Genomic DNA, 22552 nt, shown 5'->3' with positions numbered 1-22552 from the left:
TCCTCATCATGAACACCGCCCCGTTCGGGGACTGCTGGCCGTTCCGCCGGTGCCGAAACCGGTCAGCGACACGGTCAGGCCGTAGGAATAGGTGGGTTCCGCGTCCTCGGTGCTTCTAAAACGCCGGACGCCGGAAAGATCAACCCTGACGCAGTCGTTGCGATAGGTCAGGCCGAAGCCCGCGCGGGTGGAGCGCTCGGCGATCAGGTCGCGGCGCAGCGCCATCTGGGCCTCCCAGCGGTCGGTGATCTGGTAGCTGCCGTCCAGCGTCAGCTCGCTGAGATCCTCGTCCTGGTTCAGCGCCTCGTCCTCGATCTGCCAGACATAGCCCGCGGTCAGGTCGAAGCGGGTGTTCACATAGCCCACCCGGGTCTCGTTCAGCGTCAGGTCGCCCTCGTCGCCGATCAGTGTGAGGCTGCGCAGGGTCATGCCCTTGTAGTCCAGATCGACCTGGGCCAGCCAGTCCGAGCGGGTGCCGCCCAGCCCGGTGCCGGGGCTGAAATCGGCGCTTTCGGCGCGCACCACGCGGCCGGTGGTCAGGCCGACCGTCCAGCCCGAGGGCGCGAAGCGCTGCCAGCGCAGGGCCAGGTTGGCGCGCAGCCCGTCCTCCACCCGGTCGAGCCCGGGATAGCGCTGGTAGCCCATCAGGTTGCCGAGATCGAAGGCCGGCTGGGTGCTGTCGTCATTGGGGCTGTCGATGTCGTAGGGCCCGACCCAGACCACCTGGGCCATCGGCTCCAGCAGGTAGGAGACGCCGTTCGCGCCGGTCTTCTTCATCGGCAGGTTCGCGGCCAGCGACATCGACGGGGTCAGCGCCGCCTGGTAGCTCTCGTAGCGGCTGTCCTCGACGACATGCTGGACATCGGCCATGGCGCGGGCATCGGCGGTCAGGCGGATGCCGGGGCCGACGGTGACGGCATTGCCCCAGCTCAGCAGCGCGCGGCCCTGCGCCATGTCGCGGCCGACGATGTCCTCGCTGGAAATCCGCCGGTGGCCCTGGCCGATCACGGTGAAATCGACGAAGCCCGGCAGGCCGGGCACCTGCATGCGCTCGTCGTAGCGGGCATCGCCGACCAGCGTGGGGATGGTGTTGTTGTCCTCGTCGTCGCGCAGCGAGTGGTAGACGATCACATTGGCCTCGGCGCGGCTGTCGCCGACGATCCGGCTCAGCCCGATGCGGTTCTCCAGCCGGTCGGCATCGGAGAAGTCGTAGTCGCTCAGATAGGCGTCGTCGCTGGCGAACTGGATGCCGAAGGTCAGCGTCGTCTGGTAGGGCAGGTCGAATCTGCCCTCGCCGAAGAGATAGCCGCGCATCCCGTCATCCTCGATGGAATCCTCCGAGATGGCGCCGTTGAACTCGATATTGCCCGAGGTGAAGGCCTGGCGGTAGCGCGCCTCGAGCGTGCGGGTGTAGCTGCCGTTCAGGTCGGTCGCGACGAAGGGCGCGAAGGTCAGGTCGGCATGCTCGCCCAGGGGCACGAAATAGGGCAGGCGCAGCCCGGTGCCGTAGAGATCCGAGGTCTTGGTCGAGGGCACGAGGAAGCCGCGCGCGCGGCGCACGCTGGGTTCGGGCGTGGAAATCGCGGGCAGGTAGGCGACCGGGATGTCGAGGATGCGGAACTGGGCATGCTCGAAATAGATCCGCTTGCGCTCCTCGTCATGGATGATGCGGCGCGCGCGGATGTGCCAGAGCGGGGTCTCGCCCGGGGTGCAGACCTCGCAGCTGGTCGCGACCGTGTCGCGCAGGTCGGTGAAGCGGCCCTGCTGGCGCTGCGCCGAGCTGGCGGCGATCTGCACCTGCTGGTCGAGGATCACCCGCACGCCCTCGATGATGCCGTCGCGCAGGTCGGCCGACAGCTCGGCGGCATCCGCCACGACCAGCGTGTCCGGCCCGTCGGTCAGCGTGATCGGTCCCTCGACCGAGAGCGTGTCGCTCTCCTGGTCGTAGACCAGCCGCGTGGCGCTGAGGCGGCGGCCCTCGGAGAAGACCTCGACAGAGCCCTCGGCGATCAGCACGGTTTCGGATTCGACGATGACGGAATCCGCCACCAGCGTGACCGGGGCGTTCTGCGCATCGGCAGGCGAGGCCGCGGCCAGCCCGAAGGAGAAGAGCAGCGCGGCCAGGAAGCGGGAAGGTCTGGGGGCGGGTCTCGGGGTCATCCGTCCTCGAAATGCAGGAGCGCGGCGACCGCAAGGCAGATCGCCGCGATGGAGGGGCTCCAGACCGCGAGCGCGATCGGCAGCTGGCCGTTCTGGCCCATCAGCTGGGACAGGTTGGCGATGAAGTAGACGAGAAAGCCGGAGAGCACGGCCAGGAGCACCATCAGCCCGGTCCGGCCCATGCGGGTATGGCGCAGCGTGAAGACCGCGCCGATGAAGACCATGGAGACGAAGCTCAGCGGCCGCGCCAGCTCGGCCTGGAACCAGACCATGTGGTTGCGTGCCGAGAAGCCCGCCGCCTCGAGCTGCTTGATGAAGCCCGGCAGCGCCCAGATCGAGATCGAGGAGGGCGTGCCGAAGCTGTCGCGGATCTGGTCGGGGGTCAGCTCCGAGGGCAGCAGGTAGCTCGCCACCCGCCTGGCGCTGGCCTCGGGGATGTCGTCATTGGCCAGATCCCAGATCTTGGCGTCGCTGATCTGCCAGCCCTCGGGGGTCAGCGCGGCCTCGGCGGCATGGATGCGGTAGACCGGCGTGCCCTCGCGGTCGAAGCCGTAGAACACCGCGTCATAGAGCACGGTGCCGTCGAGATTGGTGCGCGAGGCGCGGATCGCGGTCTGCTCGTCATCGACGCCCTGGCGCAGCCAGAGCCCTTCGCCGCTGACCGACAGCGTCCGCTCGTTCCCGGCCTGGCGGTTGATCTCGCGCTCGTAGGCCTTGGAGCTGGCCGAGACCAGCGGATTGGCCAGCGCCACGACGAGGCAGCCGAGCACGAAGGCCGTGGCCGCGGGCGAGGCCAGGCTGCGCAGCGCCGAGCGGCCGGTGGCGCGGGTGATGACCAGCTCGGAGGTGCGCGCCAGCGTGATGAACATCGTCACCGTGCTGAGCAGCACGACCAGCGTCAGCACCTGGTAGAGCATCTCCGGCAGGTGCAGCGCGGAAAGATAGCTCAGCCGCAGGAAGCCGAGCTCGCCCGCGTCGTAGCGGCGGATATGCTCGAGGAGTTCCACCAGCCAGATGAAGACGGTGAAGCCGCCGAGGATCATCAGGAAGATGCCAAGATACTTCCGCGCGAAATAGAGATGCAGGATCACCGCGCGCTCCTCCGGCGGAAGGCCAGGGAGAGCGCATGCAGCCGCCCGCCGCCGAGCCATAGCAGCAGCACCGATATCGCCGCCGCCAGCAGGCTCGGCGCGTAGATCACCGGCCAGGCCGAGGGCGCGCTCTTGGCCATGTCGGCCGCGGCATTGTCGAAGAGCTTCACCAGGACGACGAGCAGGATCGAGAAGGCGATCTGCCGCCAGAGCCCGAAGCGGCTGAACGTGCCGAGCAGCAGCGCCGAGAAGCCCATCACGCACAGCGCCGGGGTCAGCGTGCTCTCGGCAAAGCGCATATGCGCCTCGCGGCGCAGCCAGGCGGTGTCGCGGCGCGTGCTGTCCTGCAGCTCCTGCGAGGCGGCCAGCAGCGCCGGGGTCGAGACCTGGCGGGGATCGAGCCGCCGCTCGGTCGGGGTCGCGATCAGCCCGCCGATCGAGAAGGTGAAATCGCTGAAGCGGGTGATCGACAGCTGGTCGGTCTGCAGGTCGAGCGTCTGCGCCATGCCGTCCATCATCACCAGTTTCGGCCCGTCCTCGTCGCGCAGCAGAAGCGCCTGCTCGGCGGTATAGGTCACCGCCTGGCCGGCATCGCGCCGGTCCGACAGCATCAGCCCGCGGATCACCCCGTCGGCATCGACATCGCGGACATAGACCGTCACGCCGGCAACCGGGTGCTGGAAGGTGCCGGGCACCAGCAGCCGCGCCGAGGCCGCATCGGCCAGCGCGGCCTCCTTGTCGTTGAGCCGCGCCATCGAGACCGGCACCAGCACATGCGCCAGCACCCCGATCAGCAGACCCGCGACGCAGCCGAAGGCCAGCACCGGCCGCGCCAGGCGGAAGCCCGAGAAGCCGGTGGCCTGCACGACCACCAGCTCGCTTTCCGAATAGAGCCGGGTGCAGACCTGCAGCACCGCCAGGAAGGCGGCGATCGGCAGCACCAGCTTGATGAGGGTCGGCAGCGTCAGCAGCGTCAGCTGCAGCACCAGGAGCCCCGAGCTGCCCGCGCCCATGAACTGGTCGATCAGGATCACCGCGCGGTTCACCCAGTAGACGCCCACCAGGACCAGCGCGAAAAAGCCGAAAACAAGCATGAGCTGGGACAGCAGGTATCTGTCAAACCGTCCCATTCACTGCCCTCGTTTCTCCGTTTTGACTGCAGACTATAGGATTGTCTTGCAGGGGAAAACTCCAAACTGGCCAATCCGCTCTGCCCGGGCTAGGGTCCGCGCGACAGACCGAGGACTTCCCATGACCACACCTGCACCCATCCATTTCCGCGAGACCGACCTGGAGCTTCTGGCCACTTTCGAGGGGCGGGTCGTGACCTTCGTGACCGCCGACGGCCGTCTGGACCAGCTCGGGCGCCGGGTCAACCGGCTGACACGGGGCGCGCTCGAACGGGCGGTCTCCAGCCCGGCCTTCGAGGCGCTCGGCCAGGGCGAGGCGCTGGAGATGGGCTTCCCCGCAGGCATGGCCGCCGATGCGCTGCAGGTGGTCAAGATCGCCCGCAAGCCGCGGATCGCCGAGGCGCGCGCCGCAGGTTCCGCCATCGCCCGCGCCAAGGGCGCGAAGCCTGTGCTCGTTGCCGCAGGCGCGCTCGCCAATGCCGCCGAGCTGGCCTTCGGCCTGGCGCTCCGGGCCTATGCCTATTCCGACATGAAGTCGAAGGAGGCCGAGCCGCAGGGCGAGGTGACAGTGATGGTGGCCAAGCCCGAGGCCGTGGCGGCAGCCGCAGGCGACCAGGCGGCGCTGTGCGAGGGCGTGTTCTTCGCCCGCGACCTGACCTCCGCCCCCGCCAACGTGCTGGGAACGCTGGAATTCGCCGCGCAGCTTGAAGCGATGGAAGAGCTCGGCCTCGAGATCGAGATCCTCGACGAGGCGGCCATGGAAAAGCTCGGCATGCGGCTGCTTCTCGCTGTCGGCCAGGGCTCGGCCAGCCCGTCGCGGGTGGTGGTGATGCGCTGGAACGGCGGCGGCGACGAAGCGCCGCTGGCGCTGGTCGGCAAGGGCGTCGTCTTCGATACCGGCGGCATCAGCCTGAAGCCCGCCCAGGGCATGGAAGAGATGACCATGGACATGGGCGGCGCGGGCGTCGTCTCGGGGGTGATGCGGGCGCTGGCGCTGCGCAAGGCCAGGGCGAATGTCATCGGCCTCGTCGGGCTGGTGGAGAACATGCCCTCGCACATGGCGACCCGTCCGGGCGACGTGGTCAAGTCGATGCAGGGGCTGACCGTCGAGATCAACAACACCGATGCCGAGGGGCGGCTCGTGCTGGCCGACGTGCTCTGCTACGCGCAGCAGACCTACAAGCCCGCCGCGATCGTCGACCTGGCGACCCTGACCGGCGCGGCCATCGTCGCGCTCGGCAACGAGATGGCGGCGGTCTATTCCAATGACGAGCCGATCGCCGCGGCCTTCCTCGCCGCCGCCGCGGCGGAGGGCGAGGGCGCCTGGCGGATGCCGCTGGCCCCGGCCTATGACCGGATGATCAAGTCCTCGATCGCCGACATCAAGAACTCGGCCGGGCGTCCGGCGGGCTCCGTCACCGCGGCGCAGTTCCTCAAGCGCTTCGTCGAGGAGGGTACCCCCTGGATCCATCTCGACATCGCCGGGGTGGCCGCGATCAAGTCGGACTCGGTGCTCTCGCCCAAGGGCTGCACCGGCTGGGGCGTGCTGGCGCTCGACCGGCTGGTCCGGGACCGGTTCGAGGGCTGAGCCCTTGGGCCGCGCGATGTTCTACCACCTCACCGAGGGGCCGCTGGAGGCGACGCTTCCGCGGCTCCTGGGAAAGGCGCTCGAGGCCGGCTGGCAGGTGGATCTGCGCGGCCGCGACCGGGCGCGGCTGGAGAAGCTCGACGCCCAGCTCTGGCTCGGGCCCGAGGAGGGCTTCCTGCCGCACGGGCTCGAGGGCGGGCCGCATGACGCGCTGCAGCCGGTGCTGCTGACCACGGCCGAGACCGCGCGTCCGGGCACGGCCTGCGTGATGGCGGTGGATGCGGCCGAGGTCAGCGCCGCGGAGGCCGGGGCGCTGGAGCGGGTCTGCATCCTTTTCGACGGCCATGACGAGATGCAGCTCGCCGCCGCGCGCAGCCAGTGGCGGGTGCTGACCGCGGCCGGGGCGGTGGCGGAGTACTGGGCGCAGGAAGACGGCGGCTGGACCCGCCGGATGTCGACCGCGCCGCAGGGTTGAGACCGGTTCGGCCGTGGATGGAAACAATTCCGGGTTGTTTGTGATATTCATCACATTCGATTTACGCGACATGGGGTAGGACTCTTCCGAGCGACCAGCAGGGAGGAGCCCATGTCGTTTACCAGACTCGCCTGCATCCTGGGCCTGGCGGCGGGGGCCGCAGGTCCGGCCGCCGCGGCACCGGTCACCGCCATGGCGGGGGATGCGGACTGCTTCGGCGGATACGAGCCCGGCGCCTGCGCCGCGGGCGCCTTCGCCGCCATCCCCGCGCCCTTCGACCTTTCCGGCCCGGGAGACCCCGCGGGAACCGACCAATGGGACACCCTGGGCAGCGTGTCGCTGGCCTTCTCCGTCGATCTCGGCGGCCTCGCGGTGCAGAGCGCCACGCTGAAGCTGCGCATCGCCGGGGTCGACATCTTCGTGCTTCCGGGCGGCGGCTGGACCGAGACCGCGACCGACAAGGCGCCGGGGATGGACATCGCCCTGAACGGCAGCTTCGTCGCCGGACATTACAACCCGGTGGTCGTCGGCGACGACATCAACCAGCGCCAGATCGCCGATCTGTCCTATGGACTCGACCCCGCGCTGATCGTGCAGGGCGCGAATACGCTGGTCCTGTCGCCGGAGGCCTCCTTCGGCCTGGCGGCCTTCGAATCCTATGCGGTCGACTATGCCGCGCTGGAGATCGTCACCGCGGCGACGGTCGATCCGGTCGCGCCGGTGCCGCTGCCGGCCTCGGGCCTGCTCCTGGCGGGCGGGGCCGGGGTGCTGGCGCTGGCGCGGCGGCGGGTGCCCCGGACGGGGGGGCGCTGAGATGGCCCGGATCGGAACGCTCGCGGCGGCGGGTCTCGCCGCGCTTCTCGGCGCCGGGTCCGCGACGGCGCAGGTGCAGGAGGTCTATATCGGACAGGTGATCCTGATGGGCACCGGCTTCTGCCCGCGCGGCACGGCCGAGGCGAATGGCCAGTTGCTGCCGATCTCGCAGTACTCGGCGCTTTTCTCGCTCTACGGCACGACCTATGGCGGCGACGGCCGGTCGACCTTCGGCCTGCCGGATCTGCGCGGCCGCTCGGTGGTGGGCGCGGGCGACGGGCCGGGCCGCACGCCGATGCCGCAGGGCGCGACCGGCGGCCGCGAGGAGGCGGTGCTGAGCGTGGGGGAGCTGCCCTCGCATGTCCATGGTGTCACTGCCCAGGAGATGGTCGTTCCCACGCCGGGAAGCTCGCCCTCGCCGGTCGGCAATGTCCAGGCGCTTTCCAGCAGCGCGCAGATCTACGCGCCGCTGCCCGGCGGCACGGCGACGGCTGCCGCGCCGGGCTCGATCCAGGTCACCGAACAGCCGGTCGGCGGCAACATGCCGGTGGCGCTGCGCGATCCCTTCCAGGCGCTGCGCTACTGCATAGCGATGACCGGCATCTTCCCGTCCCGCTCGTAGTTCCCTGGCGGACGGACGGGAAGGCGGAGGGCGCCGGCCAGCGCCCTCCGCATCAGCGCGTCAGGGTCATGCGCCCGTCGCGGATCTCGATCGCGGCGAAGCTTTCCAGATAGCGCATGCCGAGCAGCGAGCCGGTCATCGTCCCGCCATTGACCCGCGCGGGCACGTTGCGGTCGGTGATCTCGCCGATCTGCACGGTCTTCAGCACCACTTTCGCCGTCTCCACCGTTCCATTGGCGGTGCGGGCATTGCCGAAGAAGGCCAGCCGGTCGGTGTCGATGCCGATCTTTCGGGCATCCTCGAGGCTCAGCACGATGTCGGTGGCGCCGGTATCGACGATGAAGCTCAACGGCGTGCCGTTGACGTCCATTGTCAGGTGATAGTGCCCGTCCGGCCCCCTGGGCACCGAGATCTGCCCGACCGAGGTGAAGACCTGGCTCTGCGTGAGGCTGGTCTCGAAATCCTGCCAGACGGTGTAGCCGACCGCGACGCCGAGGAAGAGCAGCCCCCAGATCACCGCGAGGCGCAGCGCCATCAGCATCCGGCCGCGGAAGGCGAAGAGTAGCGCTCCGCCGATCACGGCCAGCAGGATCAGGCGCCTGGCAAGATGCGCGATCTGGTCTTCGGTCATGACGGTCCCTCTGCACGTTCCGCAGGAATATAGGTCCGGCCCCGCCCGGCTGCGAGGGTCACGGCAGCGCCAGCCCGGTCCGCGCCAGCCCGTCGAGGACGAATTGCACCGCCAGCGCCGCCAGCAGCATGCCGAGAAGCCGCGAGACCACCATGATGCCGGTGCGCCCGAGCAGCCGCTCGATCAGCCCGGCGATGGAGAACAGGGCGAAGACGATCGCCACGACCAGCGCCAGCGCGGCCAGCACGGTGACGGTGACCGCCCAGCCCGTCGTTTCGCCCGTGGTCAGGAGCACCGTCGCCGCCAGCGCGCCCGGCCCGGCGATGAAGGGGGTGGCGAGCGGGAAGACCGAAGGATCGTCCGGCGCCTCCTCCTCCTTGTCCTCGCGGCGCTTGGTGCGCTTCTCGAAGAGCATCTCCATCGCGATCAGGAACAGCAGGATGCCGCCGGCGATGCGGAAGGCGGGCAGGGTGATGCCGACCGCGCCGAGGATCGACATGCCGAAGAGCGCGAAGAGCACCAGCACCAAAAGGCCGATGCCGCAGGCGCGGGCAGCCACCTGCAGGCGGTGGCGCTTGTCCATGCCCTGGGTGAGCGCGACGAAGATCGGCGCGAGGCCGATCGGGTCGATCATCACGAAGAGCGTGGTGAAGGCGGTGACGAAGGTGGCGAGCTCCATGGCGCGAGCCTAGCCGACGCCGACCGCCCGGTCGAGTGCCCGGTCGAGTGGCCCGCTGCGCGCCCGGCCGCGCATGGGCGCGGGCCGGGACGGAGGCGGTTTCAGTAGACGGGGACGTCGATCCCGGTCTTGTAGGAGGGCAGCACGACCACGGTCGCGTGGTGCTTGACCCGCTTCTCGATGTCGATCGCGTCCTGGTCGAGCATGCGGATGCAGCCCGAGGAGACGGCCTTGCCCAGGTATTGCGGCTCGCAGCCGCCATGGATGCGGTAGAGCGTGTCCTTGCCGTCCTGGAACAGGTAGAGCGCGCGGGCGCCCAGCGGGTTGCCCGGACCGCCGTCCATGCCGCCATTCGCGGCCGAGTAGGGCGCGTATTTCGGCATCCGCGCGATCAGCGTGTCCGGCGGCGTCCAGCGCGGCCAGGCGCGGGTGAACTGCACGACCGCGTCGCCGTTCCATTCGCGGCCCTGCGCGCCGGTGCCGACGCCGTAGCGCATCGCGTTGCCGTCATCCTGCAGCAGGTGCAGATAGCCCGCATCCGGGTCGACCACGATGGTGCCGGGAGCGTGTTCGGGGAAGGGGTTGGCCACGACCTGGCGCCAGAGCCGCTGCGGAACCACGCCCTCGGGCACGGCGGAGACGACGTACTTGTCGTCGACCTGGCCGTAGAAATCCGGAAGCTTCGGCGTGGCTTCGCGGAATTCAGGCGACTGGGCGATCGGCTGGACGGGTTCGGTGCGGGCACAGGCGGCAAGGGCTGCGGCTGCGCCCGTGGCCAGGAGGGAACGTCGGGTGATCATCTCTTGGATCTCTCATGAACTGATCTGGAAGGGGTCTTGCGGCGGATCAGCCACGCCGCGGCGGGTCGAGCGGTCCTGACGGGTCGTGCATGTCGCCCAGTCTCAGATCAGCGGCCGGGCGCGGAACCGGCGGCCGTGGCAGGGCGGAGGTCCCGGCCCCTGCCAGATGGCCCGGATCGAAGCCGCAGGACGTGCCGGGAAGCCCGGAGATGCGGCAGCGGGTCAGGGTCGAGAGGGTCTTCTGCGCGGCCTGGCTGCGCGTCTCCGCCCGCTCTGCGTAATAGACGCGGAGCGGCCCCGCCTCGGCGGCGCGGGCGGCATGCACCCAGGCGCCCCAGGGAAGGAGCGCGACAAGGAGCAGGTGGATGAGCGCGGTGCGGAGCATCGACATGGTCATCAATATACTACGTTTGGCGCGCCGGGCCAGTTCCCGCATCGCGATCATCGGCGGAGCGTTGCCGTCCTGCCGATCACGAGGCGGTGACATCGCGCCCGGCCCGGCGCCGCCCGCCTGCTCCTGCGGGGGCGCGCGGGCCGGAGGCTAGCCCTGGGCGGTCTCCAGGCGCTCCTGCGCCTGCATCCAAAGGGCTTCCGCGCGGTCGATCGCGTCCATCACCTCGCCGTACTTCTTCTGCCAGACCTCGCGGTCGCCCGTGCGGCCGGGCTCGTAGAGCTCGGGATCGGCCAGCTTGGCGGCCAGCTTGTCCTGCATCTCGGTCAGCTTCTCGAGCCGGGATTCGCATTTGCGGACCTCGGAGCGCAGCGTCAGGATCTCGTCGCGCGAGGCGCGCTTCGGCGCCTTGGGCTTCTCGGGCCGGTTGCGCTCGGCGGGCGGGTCGGAGGCCAGCACGAAGGCGCGGTAGGCATCCAGATCGTCCTCGTAGGGGGCGACCCGGCCGTCCTTGACCAGCCACAGCCGGTCGGCGGCCAGCGACAGCAGGTGCATGTCGTGGCTGACCAGGATCACCGCGCCGGAATAGCCCGCCAGCGCCTCGACCAGCGCCTCGCGGCTTTCCATGTCGAGGTGGTTGGTCGGTTCGTCGAGGATCAGCATATGCGGCGCGTCGAGCGTCGCCAGGAGCAGCGAGAGCCGCGCCTTCTGCCCGCCCGAGAGCCGGCCGACCACGGTATCGGCCTGGTCCGCCATCAGCCCGAAGCCCGCCAGCCGCGCGCGCAGCTTGCCCGGCATTTCGCCCGGACGCTCGCGCTGCAGGTGCTGGAGCGGGGTTTCCTCGGGGACCAGCTCGTCGAGCTGGTGCTGGGCGAAATAGCCGATCCTCAGCTTCGAGGATTTCGCCATCTTGCCCGCCATCGGCTCCAGCCGCCCGGCCAGCATCTTCGAGAGCGTCGACTTGCCCTGGCCGTTCTTGCCCAGAAGCGCGATGCGGTCGTCCTGGTCGATCCTGAGGTCGAGCTTCGAGAGCACCGCGCGCCCGTCATAGCCGACCGCGCCGCCCTCGATATTGATGATCGGCGGGCTCAGCTCGTCGGGCTGCGGGAAGGAGAAGGCGCGCGACTTGGCCTCCTCGGGGGTGGAGATCGTCTCCATCTTCTCGAGGAGCTTCACCCGGCTCTGCGCCTGCTTGGCCTTGGAGGCCTTGGCCTTGAAGCGGTCGACGAAGGACTGCAGATGGGCGCGCCGCGCCTCCTGCTTCTTGGCCTCGGCCGCCTGCACCGCGCGGGCGGCGGCGCGCTGGCGGGCGAAACTGTCGTAATTGCCCTGCCAGTAGGTCATCTGGCGGTTCTCCAGATGCAGGATGCCGCCCACCGCGCGGTTCAGCAATCCGCGGTCGTGGGAGATGATGATGACCGTGTGCGGGTACTTCGCCAGGTAGCTTTCCAGCCAGAGCGCGCCCTCGAGGTCGAGATAGTTGGTCGGTTCGTCGAGAAGCAGCAGGTCGGGCTGGGCGAAGAGCACGCCCGCGAGCGCCACGCGCATCCGCCAGCCGCCGGAGAAGTCCGAGCAGGGCATGCGCTGCTGCGCGTCGTCGAAGCCCAGGCCCTTGAGGATCGCGCTGGCGCGGCCCTCCGCCGACCAGGCGTCGATATCGGCCAGGCGGGTCTGCACCTCGGCGATGCGGCCCGGATCGGTCGCGGTCTCGGCCTCGGCCATCAGCGCGGCGCGCTCGGTATCGGCGGCCAGAACCGTGTCGAGAAGCGAGGTCGCCGAGGCCGGAACCTCCTGCGCCACGCCGCCGATCTTGGCCCGGGAGGGCAGGGTGATGGCGCCGCCTTCCAGCGTCAGCTCGCCCCGGATCAGGCGGAACAGCGTGGTCTTGCCGGTGCCGTTGCGGCCGACGAGACCCACCTTGTGGCCGGTGGGGATGGTGGCGGAGGCGTCCTCGATCAGGGGACGGCCTTCGACGGAATAGGAGATGTGCTCGATTTTCAGCATGGCGCTCTGGTGACTCATTGCCGGCAGAACGTCAATCTGAGCTTTTCAACTGCCAAGCGGCATGGTAGCGGCATCGCCAGATTGGCCGGGGCTCCCTCCGGCTGACGCCGTGGCGCCGGGCCCTGATCCCGGACGGACGGCTCCGAACCTGTGAGGACTATGAAATGGCCACTGAGCGTACCCTGTCGATCATCAAGCCCGACGCAACCCGCCGCAACCTGACCGGCAAGATCAACGCCAAGTTCGAGGAAGCAGGCCTGCGCATCATCGCCCAGAAGCGCATCCACCTGTCCAAGGCGCAGGCCGGCGAGTTCTACGCAGTCCACAAGGACCGTCCGTTCTACGGCGAGCTCTGCGACTTCATGGCCTCCGAGCCGGTCGTCGTGCAGGTTCTGGAAGGCGAAGGCGCCATCGCGAAGAACCGCGAAGTGATGGGCGCCACCAACCCGTCCGAAGCCGAAGCCGGCACGATCCGCGCCGAATTCGCCCTGTCGATCGGCGAGAACTCGGTCCACGGCTCCGACGCTCCGGAAACCGCTTCCGTCGAGATCGCCTACTTCTTCTCCGGCCTCGAGCTGGTCGGCTGATCCTTCCCGGATCGCCGGAACGAGATGACGGCCGCGCCCCTCCGGGCGCGGCTTTTTCTTTGCCCGCTCCTCTTCAGGCGAGGGGCAGGAAGAGATCGGCCACCGCCTCATGCGCGGGCCGGTCGCAATAGCACGGGACGTTCCGCAGCGTTTCGCCGCTTGCGGGCAGCCAGTCGCGGCAGAGGATGCGCGCCGCCGGGTCCGGATCGCCGTTGACGCGCAGAACGGCGCAGCGCCCGCCGGGAGCGACCTCCGCCCCGTGGACCGCGGAAGGGCGGGCGGTTGCCAAGCAGAGAGCGAGCCGGAACGCCGTGTCTTCCCCGGGGGCGGAACGGAAGATGCTGAAGCTCCGCGACCGCGCGGGCGGCAGTCCGGCCGGCCCTGCGCCAGGCGATGAAGGCGCGCAGCCTGCGCCCGAGCCCGGCGGGATCGCCGCAATGGGCCATGACGGCGATGCGGGACGTGCCGCGGATCTCGACATCGTCCCTGGCCTAACGATGCTGCATCAGGGGGCTCCTTGCGGCGGCAAGCGCGGCCGCGGCCGCCTGCCAGGGCTGCCAGCCGGGCGCGGCGCGGACCCCCGCCGGGCTATGGCCGACCTGGCTGCGGAAGGCGCGGGCGAAGGCGTCGAAACTGTCATGGCCCGCCCCGAGCGCGATCTCCGTCACCGGCGCGCCCTGCGGCAGGCCCAGCTGCGCGGCGGCCCGGTCGATCCGTCGGCGCCGGACATGGCGGCCAGGCGGCATGCCCGCGAAGGCGCCGAACTGGCGGTGGAAATGGAATTCGGAGAACGCCGCGACGGCTCTGAGCTCGTCGAGCCCGGGCAGGCATCCCGGGATGGCGGTCGATTTGGACCGGCACCCGGGCCATGCGGTCGTGATAGCGGTCTTCGGGGCCGGGGCTCTCCCGCGCTCGGATGCGGCCGGATCGGTCCGCCTCTACAGCCTGCATGGAATTGCCGCGTCGCGCCCGCCTGTTCTTGCGTGATTGCCGCGCTCAGCCGCGCTTCGGGATCACGCCGATTTCGTCGAGGATGCGGTCGAGCGCCCGCAGCGCGCCGCGGTCGGTCGGCACCGCGGCGGCCTTGATCCGGTCGAAGCGCTTGCGCAGGGCGTCTTTTTCGGCGCCCTTGCAGTCGTTCCAGGGACGGCCCTGCAGCGACATCTCGATGATGTAGTAGCCGATGAAATGCGGCCGCGCGCCATTTGCCAGCAGCCTGGCATAGGCGGCATCGACGCCCAGCTCGCGCAGCGCCTCGGCCGAGCCGATGCCGACGGCAGCGAAGGCGGCCTCCATGGCGGGGCCCATGTTGCGCAGCGCGGAAATCGGAGTGCTCATCGTCGCCCGGCCTGTTCGGAGGATGCTGTTCGCGGAATGTTCCGGTCGCATCCTGCCTTGAAAGGGCGGGCGGGGCAAGCGGCTTCAGAGGCCGCGCTTGTCCTTGTAGAGCGACCAGGCTTCCTTGATCAGGATCGACATCACCGTCAGCAGCAGCTTGCGCTCGATCTCGGCGCGGTTGGCGATGACATAGGCCTTGAACTCCTCGAAGGAGGAAATCTCGGCGAGGCTGGTATTCTGGTCGACATGGTCTGCGATGAGTGACGAGCTCATGATGCGTGGCCTTCCCTGTTCTCCGCTGTGTCAACGGGACGGGCGGCGCCAGGTTCCCCGCGGGGGATCGTCCGGCCCGGGCCGCGTCGCGCGCGGCCTGGGGCATCGGCAGGCGTCCGGGCGGCTCAGATGGCGGCCCAGTCGAAGAAGATCTGCTTGCGCGGCAGCGCGGCGTCCGACTTGCCCTGCTTGCGGGTCTCGGTCTTCTTTGCGGTGCGGTCGGTGGTGGTCATGGCGGTGTCTCCTCTTGTTTGCAGCCCCATCATGACGCCGCTTCGGGGAGGCAACGTGTCAGCAATGTGACCGTTCCGGGGCGGGAGGTTAGATTTGCGCTAACAATCTTTACCCTCCTGACACCATTGCCGGAAATGCCGCCGGTTTCAGCCCTTGCGGGCAGCCAGCGCGTCATAGTTCGCCCGGATCCGCTCGCCGATATAGTCGCCCGCGGTGATCGCCGGGTACTTCTTTTCCGGCCCCTGCAGCAGGACGTCGCGATTGGCCTGGGCGAAGAACGGCATAGAGTAGCGCGGACCCAGATACTCGTCCGGCCGCGGCATCCGCACCCGGTGCGGATTCGACAGCAGCTTGTCGTCCGACCAGCGCATCAGCATGTCGCCGATATTGCAGGTGATGACGCCGGTGACCGGCTCGACGCTGGTCCATTCCCCGGCCTCCGCCTCGGCGCCGGGCGCGACCTGAAGCCCGCCCTGGCCGGTCTTCTGGTGAAGCAGCGTCAGGCAGTCGAAATCGGTATGGGCCCCGGCGCGCCAGCCGCTGTAATCCCCGGGCCGCGCACCGGTCATCGGCAGGTAGTGGATCAGCCGCAGCGTCGACTGGTAGCCGGGGCTCTCGGGATCATGGGCGCGGGCGAAGCTGCCGGCCTCGAAGCCGAGTTTCAGCGCGAAGGCATCGAGCACCTTCATCGCCACCTCCCAGTTGGCCCGTTCGAAGGCCAGCATCCTGGCGCGAAAGCCGGGGATCGCCTCTTCGGCGGGCCAGAGCCCCTCCATCCGCGGGCGGGTGATCTGGTAGCTTTCCTTCTGGTCCGGCGTGCCTGTCGAGGGGCGGATCTGGCTCTTGAACTCCCAGCCGGCATTGGTGCCGGGGCGCAGCGGCAGCGCCGCCTTCTCGGCCTCGGGCAGGGCGAAGAACGCCTCCGACAGCGCGAAGGCCTCTTCGATCTGCGCCAGCGGGATGCCATGGCCGGTGAGCTGGAACAGCCCCAGCCCGGTCGCCGCCTGCCAGAGCGCCGCGGCAATCTCCGGCTTGCGCGCCTCGAAATCGGAAAGGTCGATCAGCGCCACGTCGCGGGCCTTTTCCGAGCCCGTCCCGCCAATGCGCGCTTCGCGGTGAAGTTCCTGCATGTCCGTCATCCCGCATCCGTGGTCTCTACGGAGCAATGACCCGGCCCCTGCGGGCGCCTGACTGCTTCTACTCCGGCATCTGCCTGTCGTGCCGGTCAAGCGGCGGCATCCGGGAAGGGAGGAGGTGTCCGGAGGCCGCCGCTCAGCCGACATATTCAATATGCCCCGGTTCCGCACTGCGGCGCCAGACGGCCTGCACTGCAGCATGACGGGATTTCTCCGCGGCCCGCAAATTTTGCGAAAAATTCTCATTTTGACCGCAAAAGCGGCGGTTAACGCCCGTTAACGCAGGAAAACCGTCCGTGCAGGGAGGGTTTTCCGGACTGAATAAATCGTTAACATACCGTAAACAAGGAAATTTTTCCGAAAAAGCGGCTGCGGGCCGTTGCGCCGCAGCCGCTCTGTCCGTCAAGCGTCGAACCGGCCGGTCTCGACGTTCTTCTCCAGCTTGACGGCCGGGAAGATCCGGCCGTTCATCACCCCCCAGACGCCCTCGGGCAGGGCCTGCGCGGCAATGATCGCGCCGCCGAGATTGAAGGCCGCGTCAGAGCGGCCGAGCGAATAGGGCCGCATCGCCCCGGTCAGCACCACCGTCTTTCCGGGGATCTTCCCCTCGAGGACGCGCGCGGTGTGGCCCATCGTGCCGGTGCCATGGGTGACGACCAGCGCGGTCTCCTCCGCCTCGAGGCAGGCCTTGAGGATCAGGTCGCGCTCGAAATCGGTGAAATGCAGGCTGTCCATCTGCAAGAGTTCGGTCACCGCCGGATGGTGGCAGCGGGCATTCTGCAGGAGGCCCGGCACCTGCGAATGGCCGTCATCGGGAAAGCCGAGGCCCTCGCTGCGGGTGTCATGGACCTTGTCGAAGGTCCCGCCCGTGAGAATGAGGCGAACGGGGGTCATAGGGTGCCGATCCTTTCGGTCAGAAGCGCGTAATAGCCGTCGGCATCGGCGTCGCCCATGAAGGTGGCATTGGGCGTGCGGCCGGTGATCCCCCACCAGTCGGCCACGGTCATGCCCATGGTCAGCGGCGAGGCGATCTCGATTTCCACATTGATGTGACGGCCCGAGAACAGCTCGGGACGGATTAGATACGCGATCACGCAGGGGTCGTGCAAGGGCGCGCCCTCGGAGCCGTATTTCGCCATGTCCCAGCGCTCGAAGAAGCCGGTCCAGGCGGCGACGGCCTCGCCCGCGGGCGTGCCGAGATCGCGGAAGGCCTGGTTGCGCGCCGGGCTGGTCAGCACCTTGTGGGTCACGTCGAGCGGCATCACCACCAGCGGCACGCCCGCGCCGAAGACGACATGGGCGGCATGGGGATCGGCGAGGATGTTGAACTCGGCCGTCGGGCTGGTGTTGCCGACCTCGAAATAGGCGCCGCCCATCAGCACGATCTCCTGCACCCGGCCGACGATGTCGGGGGCGCGGCGGAAGGCGGTGGCGATATTGGTCAGCGGCCCCAGCGGGCAGAGCGTCACCGTCCCCGGGGCCTCGGCGCGCAGCGTCTCGATGATGAAATCGACGGCGTGCTGCTCTTCGAGCGGCATGGTCGGCGCGGGCAGCTCGATGCCGTCGAGCCCGGTCTTGCCATGGACGTTCTCGGCGGTGCGCGGCGGGATCAGCAGCGGCCGGTCGGCCCCGGCAAAGACCCGGATGTCGCGGCGCCCGGCCAGCTCGCAGATCTTGCGGGCGTTTTCCTGGGTGCGCGCCAGCGGCACGTTCCCGGCCACGGCGGTGATGCCCAGAACCTCCAGGTCGGCCGGCGAGCCGAGCGCCAGAAGGATGGCCACGGCATCGTCCTGGCCGGGATCCGTATCGATGATGATCTTGCGGGGGGACATGGGCACCTCGTCACGCGTTGTCTCGCGCGCACCCTGTCCGCGGCCGCCCGGAAAATCAACCCGGGCGGCGCCGGGGCTCAGCGCCCGCGCGCCAGGCGCGGCTGCAGATGCGCGTCGAGCCGCAGGCTGGCGCGCAGCACGACCGGGCCGAAGAGGAAGGAGATCGTTCCCGCGGCCGGCCAGGCGACGCGGAAGGCCGCCATCCAGTTGCTGGCGAAATGCGGGCCGAAGCCCAGATTCAGCCAGGTGACGAAGAAGGTCATGAGGAAGCTGAGAACGAGCGACATCATGGCGGCGAAGAGAATGCGCTGGGACATGGCTATTCCTGGGCTGGGGCGGGCACGGCCTGGCCGATCGCGCCGAGTTTCTCGATATAGACGACCCGCGTGGCACCGGTCTCCAGCACGTGGCGGGTATGGGGATAGTCGTAATGCGCCTTGAGCGCGGCCTCGGAGGTCCAGCGCTCCCACAGGGTGAACTTGCGCGGGTCCTCCAGGCTCTGGCGGATCTCGAAGGCGATGCATCCGGGTTCGGTGGCGGTCGCGCGCACGAGCCCGGCCAGCAGGGCCTCGGTCTCGGCAAGCGGCAGCACGCCGGTGGCTTCGATGCCCGCGCTGATGCAGAATTCGGTCATGTGCAGTCCTTTCGGGAAGGTCGGGATGAGGCCAAGGTAGAATTCCCGGATCGGGAATTATATGCCGAAGACCGGTGGTATAAATTCCGGGATTGGAATCATGCTGGATGATCTCGCGCTGTTCGTCGCCATTGCCGAGGCGGGCGGCCTCTCGGGCGCGGCACGGCGGCTGGGCGTGCCGCCCGCGACGGTGACGCGGCGGCTGCAGAAGCTGGAGGAGCGGCTGGGCTGCCAGCTGGTCCACCGTTCGGCGCGGCGGTTCTCGCTGACCGGCGAGGGGGCGGCCTACCTGGCGCAGCTGGGTCCGCTGATGGCGCAGATCGAGCATGCCCTGCGCGGGCTCTCGGCCGATATCACCGAGCTGGCCGGGCCGGTGACCGTGGCGGCGCCGACCAACCTGTCGATCCGCATCCTGCGGCCGATGTGGTCGGGCTTCGTCGCGCGCCATCCCGAGGTGGAGCTGGACCTGCGGCTGTCGAATGCCCGCGAGGATCTGCTGGAGATGGGCGCCGATCTGGCGATCCGCGTCGGGCCGCAGCCGGATTCGCGGATGACGCAGAAGCGGCTGGGCCATGCCGCGACGGTCATCGTCGGCGCGCCGGGCTATCTCTCTGCCCGCGGGCGCCCGGCGCAGCCCGCGGATCTGGCCGCGCACCGGATCATCGCCACCAGCCTGATGCCGCTCTGGAAGCTTGCCGGGGCGGACAGTTCCGCCCGGGCCGAACCGCCGCTGCGCGCCGCGACCATGGTCGACGATATCGGCCTGGCGGCGATGCTGGCGGCGGACGGGCAGGGGCTGGCGCTGCTGCCGGTGTCCGAAGTCGCCGAAGAGATCCGCGCCGGGCGGCTGGAGCAGGTGCTGCCCGGCTGGCGCGGCCCCGAGCGCGGCATCTACGCCATCTGGCCGACGGGGCGGCTGCTGTCGGCGCGGGCGCGGGTGCTGCGCGACTACATGGCGGGCTTCATCGCCGCCGAGCCCGCGCTGCAGGGAGAGGTGCCCTGTGCTGCCGCCCCTTGACGGCGGGCGCGCCGCGTCATAGCTCGCCGCCATGGCGCGCGCACCCCTTCTCCAGCTCTCTGGCATTTCCCTCACCTTCGGCGGCAACCCGGTCTTCGACGGGCTCGACCTGGTCGTGCAGACCGGCGACCGCGTGGCCCTGGTGGGCCGCAACGGCTCGGGCAAGTCGACCCTCCTGAAAGTCATGGCCGGCATCGTCGAGCCGGACCGCGGCGCGCGGGTGCTCAGCCCTGGCACCTCGGTCGGCTACATGGAGCAGGACCCCGACCTCTCTGGCTTCGAGACGCTCGGCGACTATGCCGGCAGCACGCTCGATCCGTCGGAGAGCTACAAGGTCGAGATGGTGGCCGAAGGGCTGAAATTCGATCCGGAGATGCCGACCGCGACCGCCTCGGGCGGGCAGAAGCGGCGCGCGGCGCTGGCCAAGCTGCTGGCCGAGGCGCCCGAGCTGATGCTGATCGACGAGCCCACGAACCATCTGGACATCGAGGCGATCGCCTGGCTGGAACGGACGCTCTCCGAGACCCGCGCGGGCTTTGTGCTGATCTCCCACGACCGGGCCTTCCTGAACAACCTAACCCGCGCGACGCTCTGGATCGACCGCGGCGAGGTGCGCCGCTCGGAGCAGGGCTTCGCCCGCTTCGAGGAATGGCGCGACAAGATCTGGGCGGACGAGGACGAGGCGCGCCACAAGCTCGACCGCAAGATCAAGTCCGAGGCCCGCTGGGCCGTGGAAGGCATCTCGGCGCGCAGGAAGCGCAACCAGGGCCGGGTCCGCGCGCTTCAGGCGCTGCGCGAGGAGCGCTCCAGCCAGATCCGCCGCCAGGGCACGGCCGCGCTGAACCTTGCCGACGGACCGCAATCCGGCAAGCGGGTGATCGAGGCGAAGGGCCTGACCAAGGCCTTCGGCGACCAGCAGATCGTGAAGAATTTCGACCTGCGCGTGCTGCGCGGCGACCGCGTCGCCATGGTCGGCCCGAACGGCGTCGGCAAGACCACGCTGCTGAAGCTGCTGACCGGCGAGCTCGCGCCCGACGAGGGCACGGTGCAGCTGGGCACCAATCTGGAAATGGCCGTCTTCGACCAGAACCGCGCGCAGCTCGACCCCGAGGCGACGCTTTGGGACAGCCTGACCAACGATCCGCAGATGTCGGTCTCGGGCCGCTCCGACCAGGTGATGGTGCGCGGCGTCGCCAAGCATGTGGTCGCCTATCTGAAGGACTTCCTCTTCGACGAGGCGCAGGCGCGCGCGCCGGTCAAGTCGCTCTCGGGCGGCGAGAAGGCGCGGCTGCTGCTGGCGCGGATCATGGCGCGGGAATCGAACCTGCTGGTGCTCGACGAACCGACCAACGACCTCGATGTCGAGACGCTCGACCTCTTGCAGGACGTGCTGGGCGAGTATGACGGCACGGTGATCCTGGTCAGCCACGACCGCGACTTCCTCGACCGGGTCGCCACGACGACGATCGCGATGGAGGGCAATGCCCGCGTCACCGCTTATCCCGGCGGCTGGAGCGACTACCAGGCGCAGAAGGCGCTGACCGAGGCGCCCGCCGCGGCTGCGGCCGAGAAGCCCAGGGCGGCGAAGCCCGCCGATCCGGCCCCGGCCTCCGCTGCCGCTCCGGCGGCGAAGGGCGGCAAGCCCGCCGGGCTGAGCTTCACCGAGAAGCACCGGCTGGAAGAGCTGCCCAATGTGATCGCGCGGCTCGAGGCCGAGATCGCCAAGCTCGAGGAGCTGATGGCCGATCCGGAGCTTTTCACCCGCGAGCCGGTCAAGTTCCAGAAGGCCACCGAGGCGCTGGTGGCGCGGCAGGACGCGCTGGCGGAGGCCGAAGAGGAATGGCTGGAGCTGGCGGAGAAGGCCGAGGGCTAGCCCCGGCCTTTGCTTCGCGGCGCATGCCGGGGCGTGACGCCCCGGACCCGGGCGCCGCGGGGCCCTGCAGGATCCGGTAAACCATGATCTCCGCGGCATTAATTCCGATCCGCTTTTACCTCCGCTTGCGGGACGGATTTTACCCTTGGGCAACTCTGGCGCAGTAGTAACGAAGCCGGAGAGCCGCATGGGGGCGAGAGACCGGATGGGGAAGCTGGGCATGAAAAGCTGCAGGCCGGAGCGGACGCTGGGCGAGGATCTGGCCGACATGACGCTGGAACTGCGCAATTTCGCCTTCGCGCTGTCGCAGGCCGGGGGCAATGTCCTGGCGCATGACCGCGTGTCAATGACCGATGCGGTGCTCGGACTGATTTCCAGGACGGATGACCTGATCTCCCGCGCGGGAAGCGAGCTCGGCGCCGGGACCGGGACGCCGCCGCAGGCGCGGCAGGGCGCTCAGTCCGGCGGGATCAGGCCCAGCCCGCGCAGGTAGATGCCGATCCCCGCATCGAGCAGCTCCTCGGGCGGGAAGGGCGCGCGGCGCCCCTGCGCGCCGCGGGCATGGAGCTCCACCCCCCCGTGACCGAGGGCCCGGATATGGGCGCCGCCGCAGGCGCGGCAGGGCGCTCAGTCCGGCGGGATCAGGCCCAGCCCGCGCAGGTAGATGCCGATCCCCGCCTCGAGCAGCTCCTCGGGCGGGAAGGGCGCGCGGCGGCCCGGCGCGCCGCGGGCATAGAGCTCCACCACCCCGTGGCTGAGCGCCCAGATATGGGCGCTGAACATCGCCGCGGGCGGGCGCTTTTCCGGCGGGATATGCTGCGACAGGTGCTCGGCGGCGCGTTCCATCACCTCGCGCGCCCGTGCCGAGGCCGCAGCCAGCGCCGCGTTGCGATTCACCGAAATGCCGCTTTCGAACATCGCCACGTAATGGCCGGGATATTTCTCGGCAAAGGCCAGATACGCGCGGCCGGTCGCCTCGAAGGCCGAAACGGCAGTGGGCCGCCCGTTGTCGAAGGCGTAGTCCATCAGGTCGGCGAAGATCTCGTAGCCCTGCCGCGCGGCTTCGGCGATCAGGTCCTCGCGCCCCTCGAAATGGCGGTAGACGGCGGCGGGGGTGACCCCGGCCGTCTTGGCCGCTTCCGACAGGGTGAAGCCGGTCGGGCCCTTCTCGGCGATCAGCACCAGCGCGGCCTCGACCAGCGCCTGGCGCAGATTGCCGTGATGGTAGCCGCGCTTAGACATC

The 22552-nt window shown here is 69.4% G+C and carries 26 protein-coding genes; 8 read left to right on the top strand and 18 right to left on the bottom strand.

The genetic code is table 11. From position 1 onward, the window contains the following. Positions 1-6 precede the first annotated feature (6 nt). From FGX59_RS02715 to lptF, 3 genes are read right to left on the bottom strand one after another with little or no spacing between them, the layout of a single operon-like run. Positions 7-2160, bottom strand: coding sequence for an LPS-assembly protein LptD (locus tag FGX59_RS02715; protein ID WP_138464969.1), 2154 nt, complete (start codon positions 2158-2160; stop codon positions 7-9). Further along, complete coding sequence (gene lptG / locus FGX59_RS02710) at positions 2157-3251, bottom strand: LPS export ABC transporter permease LptG (RefSeq protein ID WP_138464968.1); 1095 nt, start codon at positions 3249-3251, stop codon at positions 2157-2159. Before lptG ends, FGX59_RS02715 begins: the two co-directional genes overlap by 4 nt. Next, positions 3248-4381 carry an LPS export ABC transporter permease LptF gene (gene lptF, locus FGX59_RS02705; RefSeq protein ID WP_138464967.1) on the bottom strand — a complete coding sequence of 378 codons (1134 nt, stop codon included), beginning with the start codon at positions 4379-4381 and terminating at the stop codon, positions 3248-3250. The genes lptG and lptF overlap by 4 nt, the downstream gene beginning before the upstream one ends. A gap of 121 nt (positions 4382-4502) precedes the next feature. Here lptF and FGX59_RS02700 point away from each other — a divergent pair, with 121 nt between their 5' ends. From FGX59_RS02700 to FGX59_RS02685, 4 genes are all read left to right on the top strand, one after another. Beyond that, positions 4503-5969, top strand: a complete 1467-nt coding sequence (locus tag FGX59_RS02700) for a leucyl aminopeptidase (RefSeq protein ID WP_138464966.1) — start codon at positions 4503-4505, stop codon at positions 5967-5969. Positions 5970-5973: 4 nt separating this feature from the next. Beyond that, on the top strand, positions 5974-6444 hold the full coding sequence (locus FGX59_RS02695; RefSeq protein WP_138464965.1) for a DNA polymerase III subunit chi: 471 nt from the start codon (positions 5974-5976) through the stop codon (positions 6442-6444). Between the two features lie 111 nt (positions 6445-6555). Further along, positions 6556-7257: a VPLPA-CTERM sorting domain-containing protein gene (locus FGX59_RS38105; protein ID WP_206078277.1), complete on the top strand. Its 702-nt coding sequence runs from the start codon at positions 6556-6558 to the stop codon at positions 7255-7257. Position 7258: 1 nt separating this feature from the next. After that, on the top strand, positions 7259-7879 hold the full coding sequence (locus FGX59_RS02685) for a phage tail protein (protein WP_138464964.1): 621 nt from the start codon (positions 7259-7261) through the stop codon (positions 7877-7879). A 52-nt stretch (positions 7880-7931) separates the two neighbouring features. Here the strand turns inward: FGX59_RS02685 and FGX59_RS02680 are convergent, their stop codons facing one another. The 5 genes from FGX59_RS02680 to FGX59_RS02660 form a co-directional block, all read right to left on the bottom strand. Further along, positions 7932-8510, bottom strand: coding sequence for a TIGR02281 family clan AA aspartic protease (locus tag FGX59_RS02680; protein ID WP_138464963.1), 579 nt, complete (start codon positions 8508-8510; stop codon positions 7932-7934). A 58-nt stretch (positions 8511-8568) separates the two neighbouring features. After that, entirely contained in the window at positions 8569-9189 is a 621-nt protein-coding gene (locus tag FGX59_RS02675; RefSeq protein WP_138464962.1) for a MarC family protein, read from the bottom strand. Between the two features lie 101 nt (positions 9190-9290). Beyond that, entirely contained in the window at positions 9291-9989 is a 699-nt protein-coding gene (locus FGX59_RS02670) for a L,D-transpeptidase (RefSeq protein ID WP_138464961.1), read from the bottom strand. Between the two features lie 46 nt (positions 9990-10035). Further along, a complete protein-coding gene (locus tag FGX59_RS02665; protein ID WP_171060490.1) occupies positions 10036-10380 on the bottom strand; it encodes a hypothetical protein in 345 nt (114 codons plus the stop codon). Positions 10381-10530: 150 nt separating this feature from the next. Then, a complete protein-coding gene (locus tag FGX59_RS02660) occupies positions 10531-12384 on the bottom strand; it encodes an ABC-F family ATP-binding cassette domain-containing protein (RefSeq protein ID WP_138464959.1) in 1854 nt (617 codons plus the stop codon). Positions 12385-12548: 164 nt separating this feature from the next. On the opposite strand from FGX59_RS02660, the gene ndk reads away from it, so the two are divergent. Continuing rightward, a complete protein-coding gene (ndk, locus tag FGX59_RS02655; RefSeq protein WP_138464958.1) occupies positions 12549-12971 on the top strand; it encodes a nucleoside-diphosphate kinase in 423 nt (140 codons plus the stop codon). A gap of 73 nt (positions 12972-13044) precedes the next feature. Here the strand turns inward: ndk and FGX59_RS38100 are convergent, their stop codons facing one another. From FGX59_RS38100 to FGX59_RS02615, 9 genes are all read right to left on the bottom strand, one after another. Next, positions 13045-13260 carry a hypothetical protein gene (locus tag FGX59_RS38100; protein ID WP_206078276.1) on the bottom strand — a complete coding sequence of 72 codons (216 nt, stop codon included), beginning with the start codon at positions 13258-13260 and terminating at the stop codon, positions 13045-13047. A 202-nt stretch (positions 13261-13462) separates the two neighbouring features. After that, complete coding sequence (locus FGX59_RS38095) at positions 13463-13798, bottom strand: helix-turn-helix domain-containing protein (protein WP_255471531.1); 336 nt, start codon at positions 13796-13798, stop codon at positions 13463-13465. Positions 13799-13967: 169 nt separating this feature from the next. After that, positions 13968-14309, bottom strand: a complete 342-nt coding sequence (locus FGX59_RS02645) for a TfoX/Sxy family DNA transformation protein (RefSeq protein ID WP_138464957.1) — start codon at positions 14307-14309, stop codon at positions 13968-13970. Between the two features lie 84 nt (positions 14310-14393). Beyond that, a complete protein-coding gene (locus tag FGX59_RS02640) occupies positions 14394-14582 on the bottom strand; it encodes a hypothetical protein (RefSeq protein WP_138464956.1) in 189 nt (62 codons plus the stop codon). A gap of 380 nt (positions 14583-14962) precedes the next feature. After that, positions 14963-15946 (bottom strand): isopenicillin N synthase family oxygenase, encoded by a 984-nt coding sequence (locus FGX59_RS02635; RefSeq protein WP_138464955.1) that lies wholly within the window; start codon positions 15944-15946, stop codon positions 14963-14965. 408 nt (positions 15947-16354) lie between these two features. After that, positions 16355-16846 carry an asparaginase domain-containing protein gene (locus FGX59_RS02630; protein WP_138464954.1) on the bottom strand — a complete coding sequence of 164 codons (492 nt, stop codon included), beginning with the start codon at positions 16844-16846 and terminating at the stop codon, positions 16355-16357. Further along, a complete protein-coding gene (locus tag FGX59_RS02625; RefSeq protein WP_138464953.1) occupies positions 16843-17784 on the bottom strand; it encodes a nucleoside hydrolase in 942 nt (313 codons plus the stop codon). Before FGX59_RS02625 ends, FGX59_RS02630 begins: the two co-directional genes overlap by 4 nt. Before the next feature lie 77 nt (positions 17785-17861). Next, positions 17862-18101 carry a DUF2798 domain-containing protein gene (locus tag FGX59_RS02620; protein ID WP_138464952.1) on the bottom strand — a complete coding sequence of 80 codons (240 nt, stop codon included), beginning with the start codon at positions 18099-18101 and terminating at the stop codon, positions 17862-17864. Positions 18102-18103: 2 nt separating this feature from the next. Further along, positions 18104-18418 carry a putative quinol monooxygenase gene (locus tag FGX59_RS02615; RefSeq protein WP_240722213.1) on the bottom strand — a complete coding sequence of 105 codons (315 nt, stop codon included), beginning with the start codon at positions 18416-18418 and terminating at the stop codon, positions 18104-18106. Positions 18419-18518: 100 nt separating this feature from the next. Between FGX59_RS02615 and FGX59_RS02610 the strand changes: the two genes are divergently transcribed. The 3 genes from FGX59_RS02610 to FGX59_RS02600 all read left to right on the top strand — a co-directional run bounded on the left by FGX59_RS02610 (position 18519) and on the right by FGX59_RS02600 (position 21802). Then, complete coding sequence (locus FGX59_RS02610) at positions 18519-19436, top strand: LysR family transcriptional regulator (protein WP_138464950.1); 918 nt, start codon at positions 18519-18521, stop codon at positions 19434-19436. A gap of 31 nt (positions 19437-19467) precedes the next feature. After that, the gene (locus FGX59_RS02605; RefSeq protein WP_138464949.1) at positions 19468-21309 is read left to right on the top strand and encodes an ABC-F family ATP-binding cassette domain-containing protein; all 1842 of its coding nucleotides are present in this window, start codon (positions 19468-19470) and stop codon (positions 21307-21309) included. 220 nt (positions 21310-21529) lie between these two features. Continuing rightward, complete coding sequence (locus tag FGX59_RS02600) at positions 21530-21802, top strand: hypothetical protein (protein WP_138464948.1); 273 nt, start codon at positions 21530-21532, stop codon at positions 21800-21802. Between the two features lie 134 nt (positions 21803-21936). Here the strand turns inward: FGX59_RS02600 and FGX59_RS02595 are convergent, their stop codons facing one another. Beyond that, the gene (locus FGX59_RS02595; RefSeq protein WP_138464947.1) at positions 21937-22551 is read right to left on the bottom strand and encodes a TetR/AcrR family transcriptional regulator; all 615 of its coding nucleotides are present in this window, start codon (positions 22549-22551) and stop codon (positions 21937-21939) included. Position 22552 lies beyond the last annotated feature (1 nt).

It is taken from the genome of Poseidonocella sp. HB161398 (assembly GCF_005870025.1).
GTDB lineage: Bacteria > Pseudomonadota > Alphaproteobacteria > Rhodobacterales > Rhodobacteraceae > Mangrovicoccus.
This window is presented reverse-complemented; position numbering and strand designations above follow the sequence as displayed.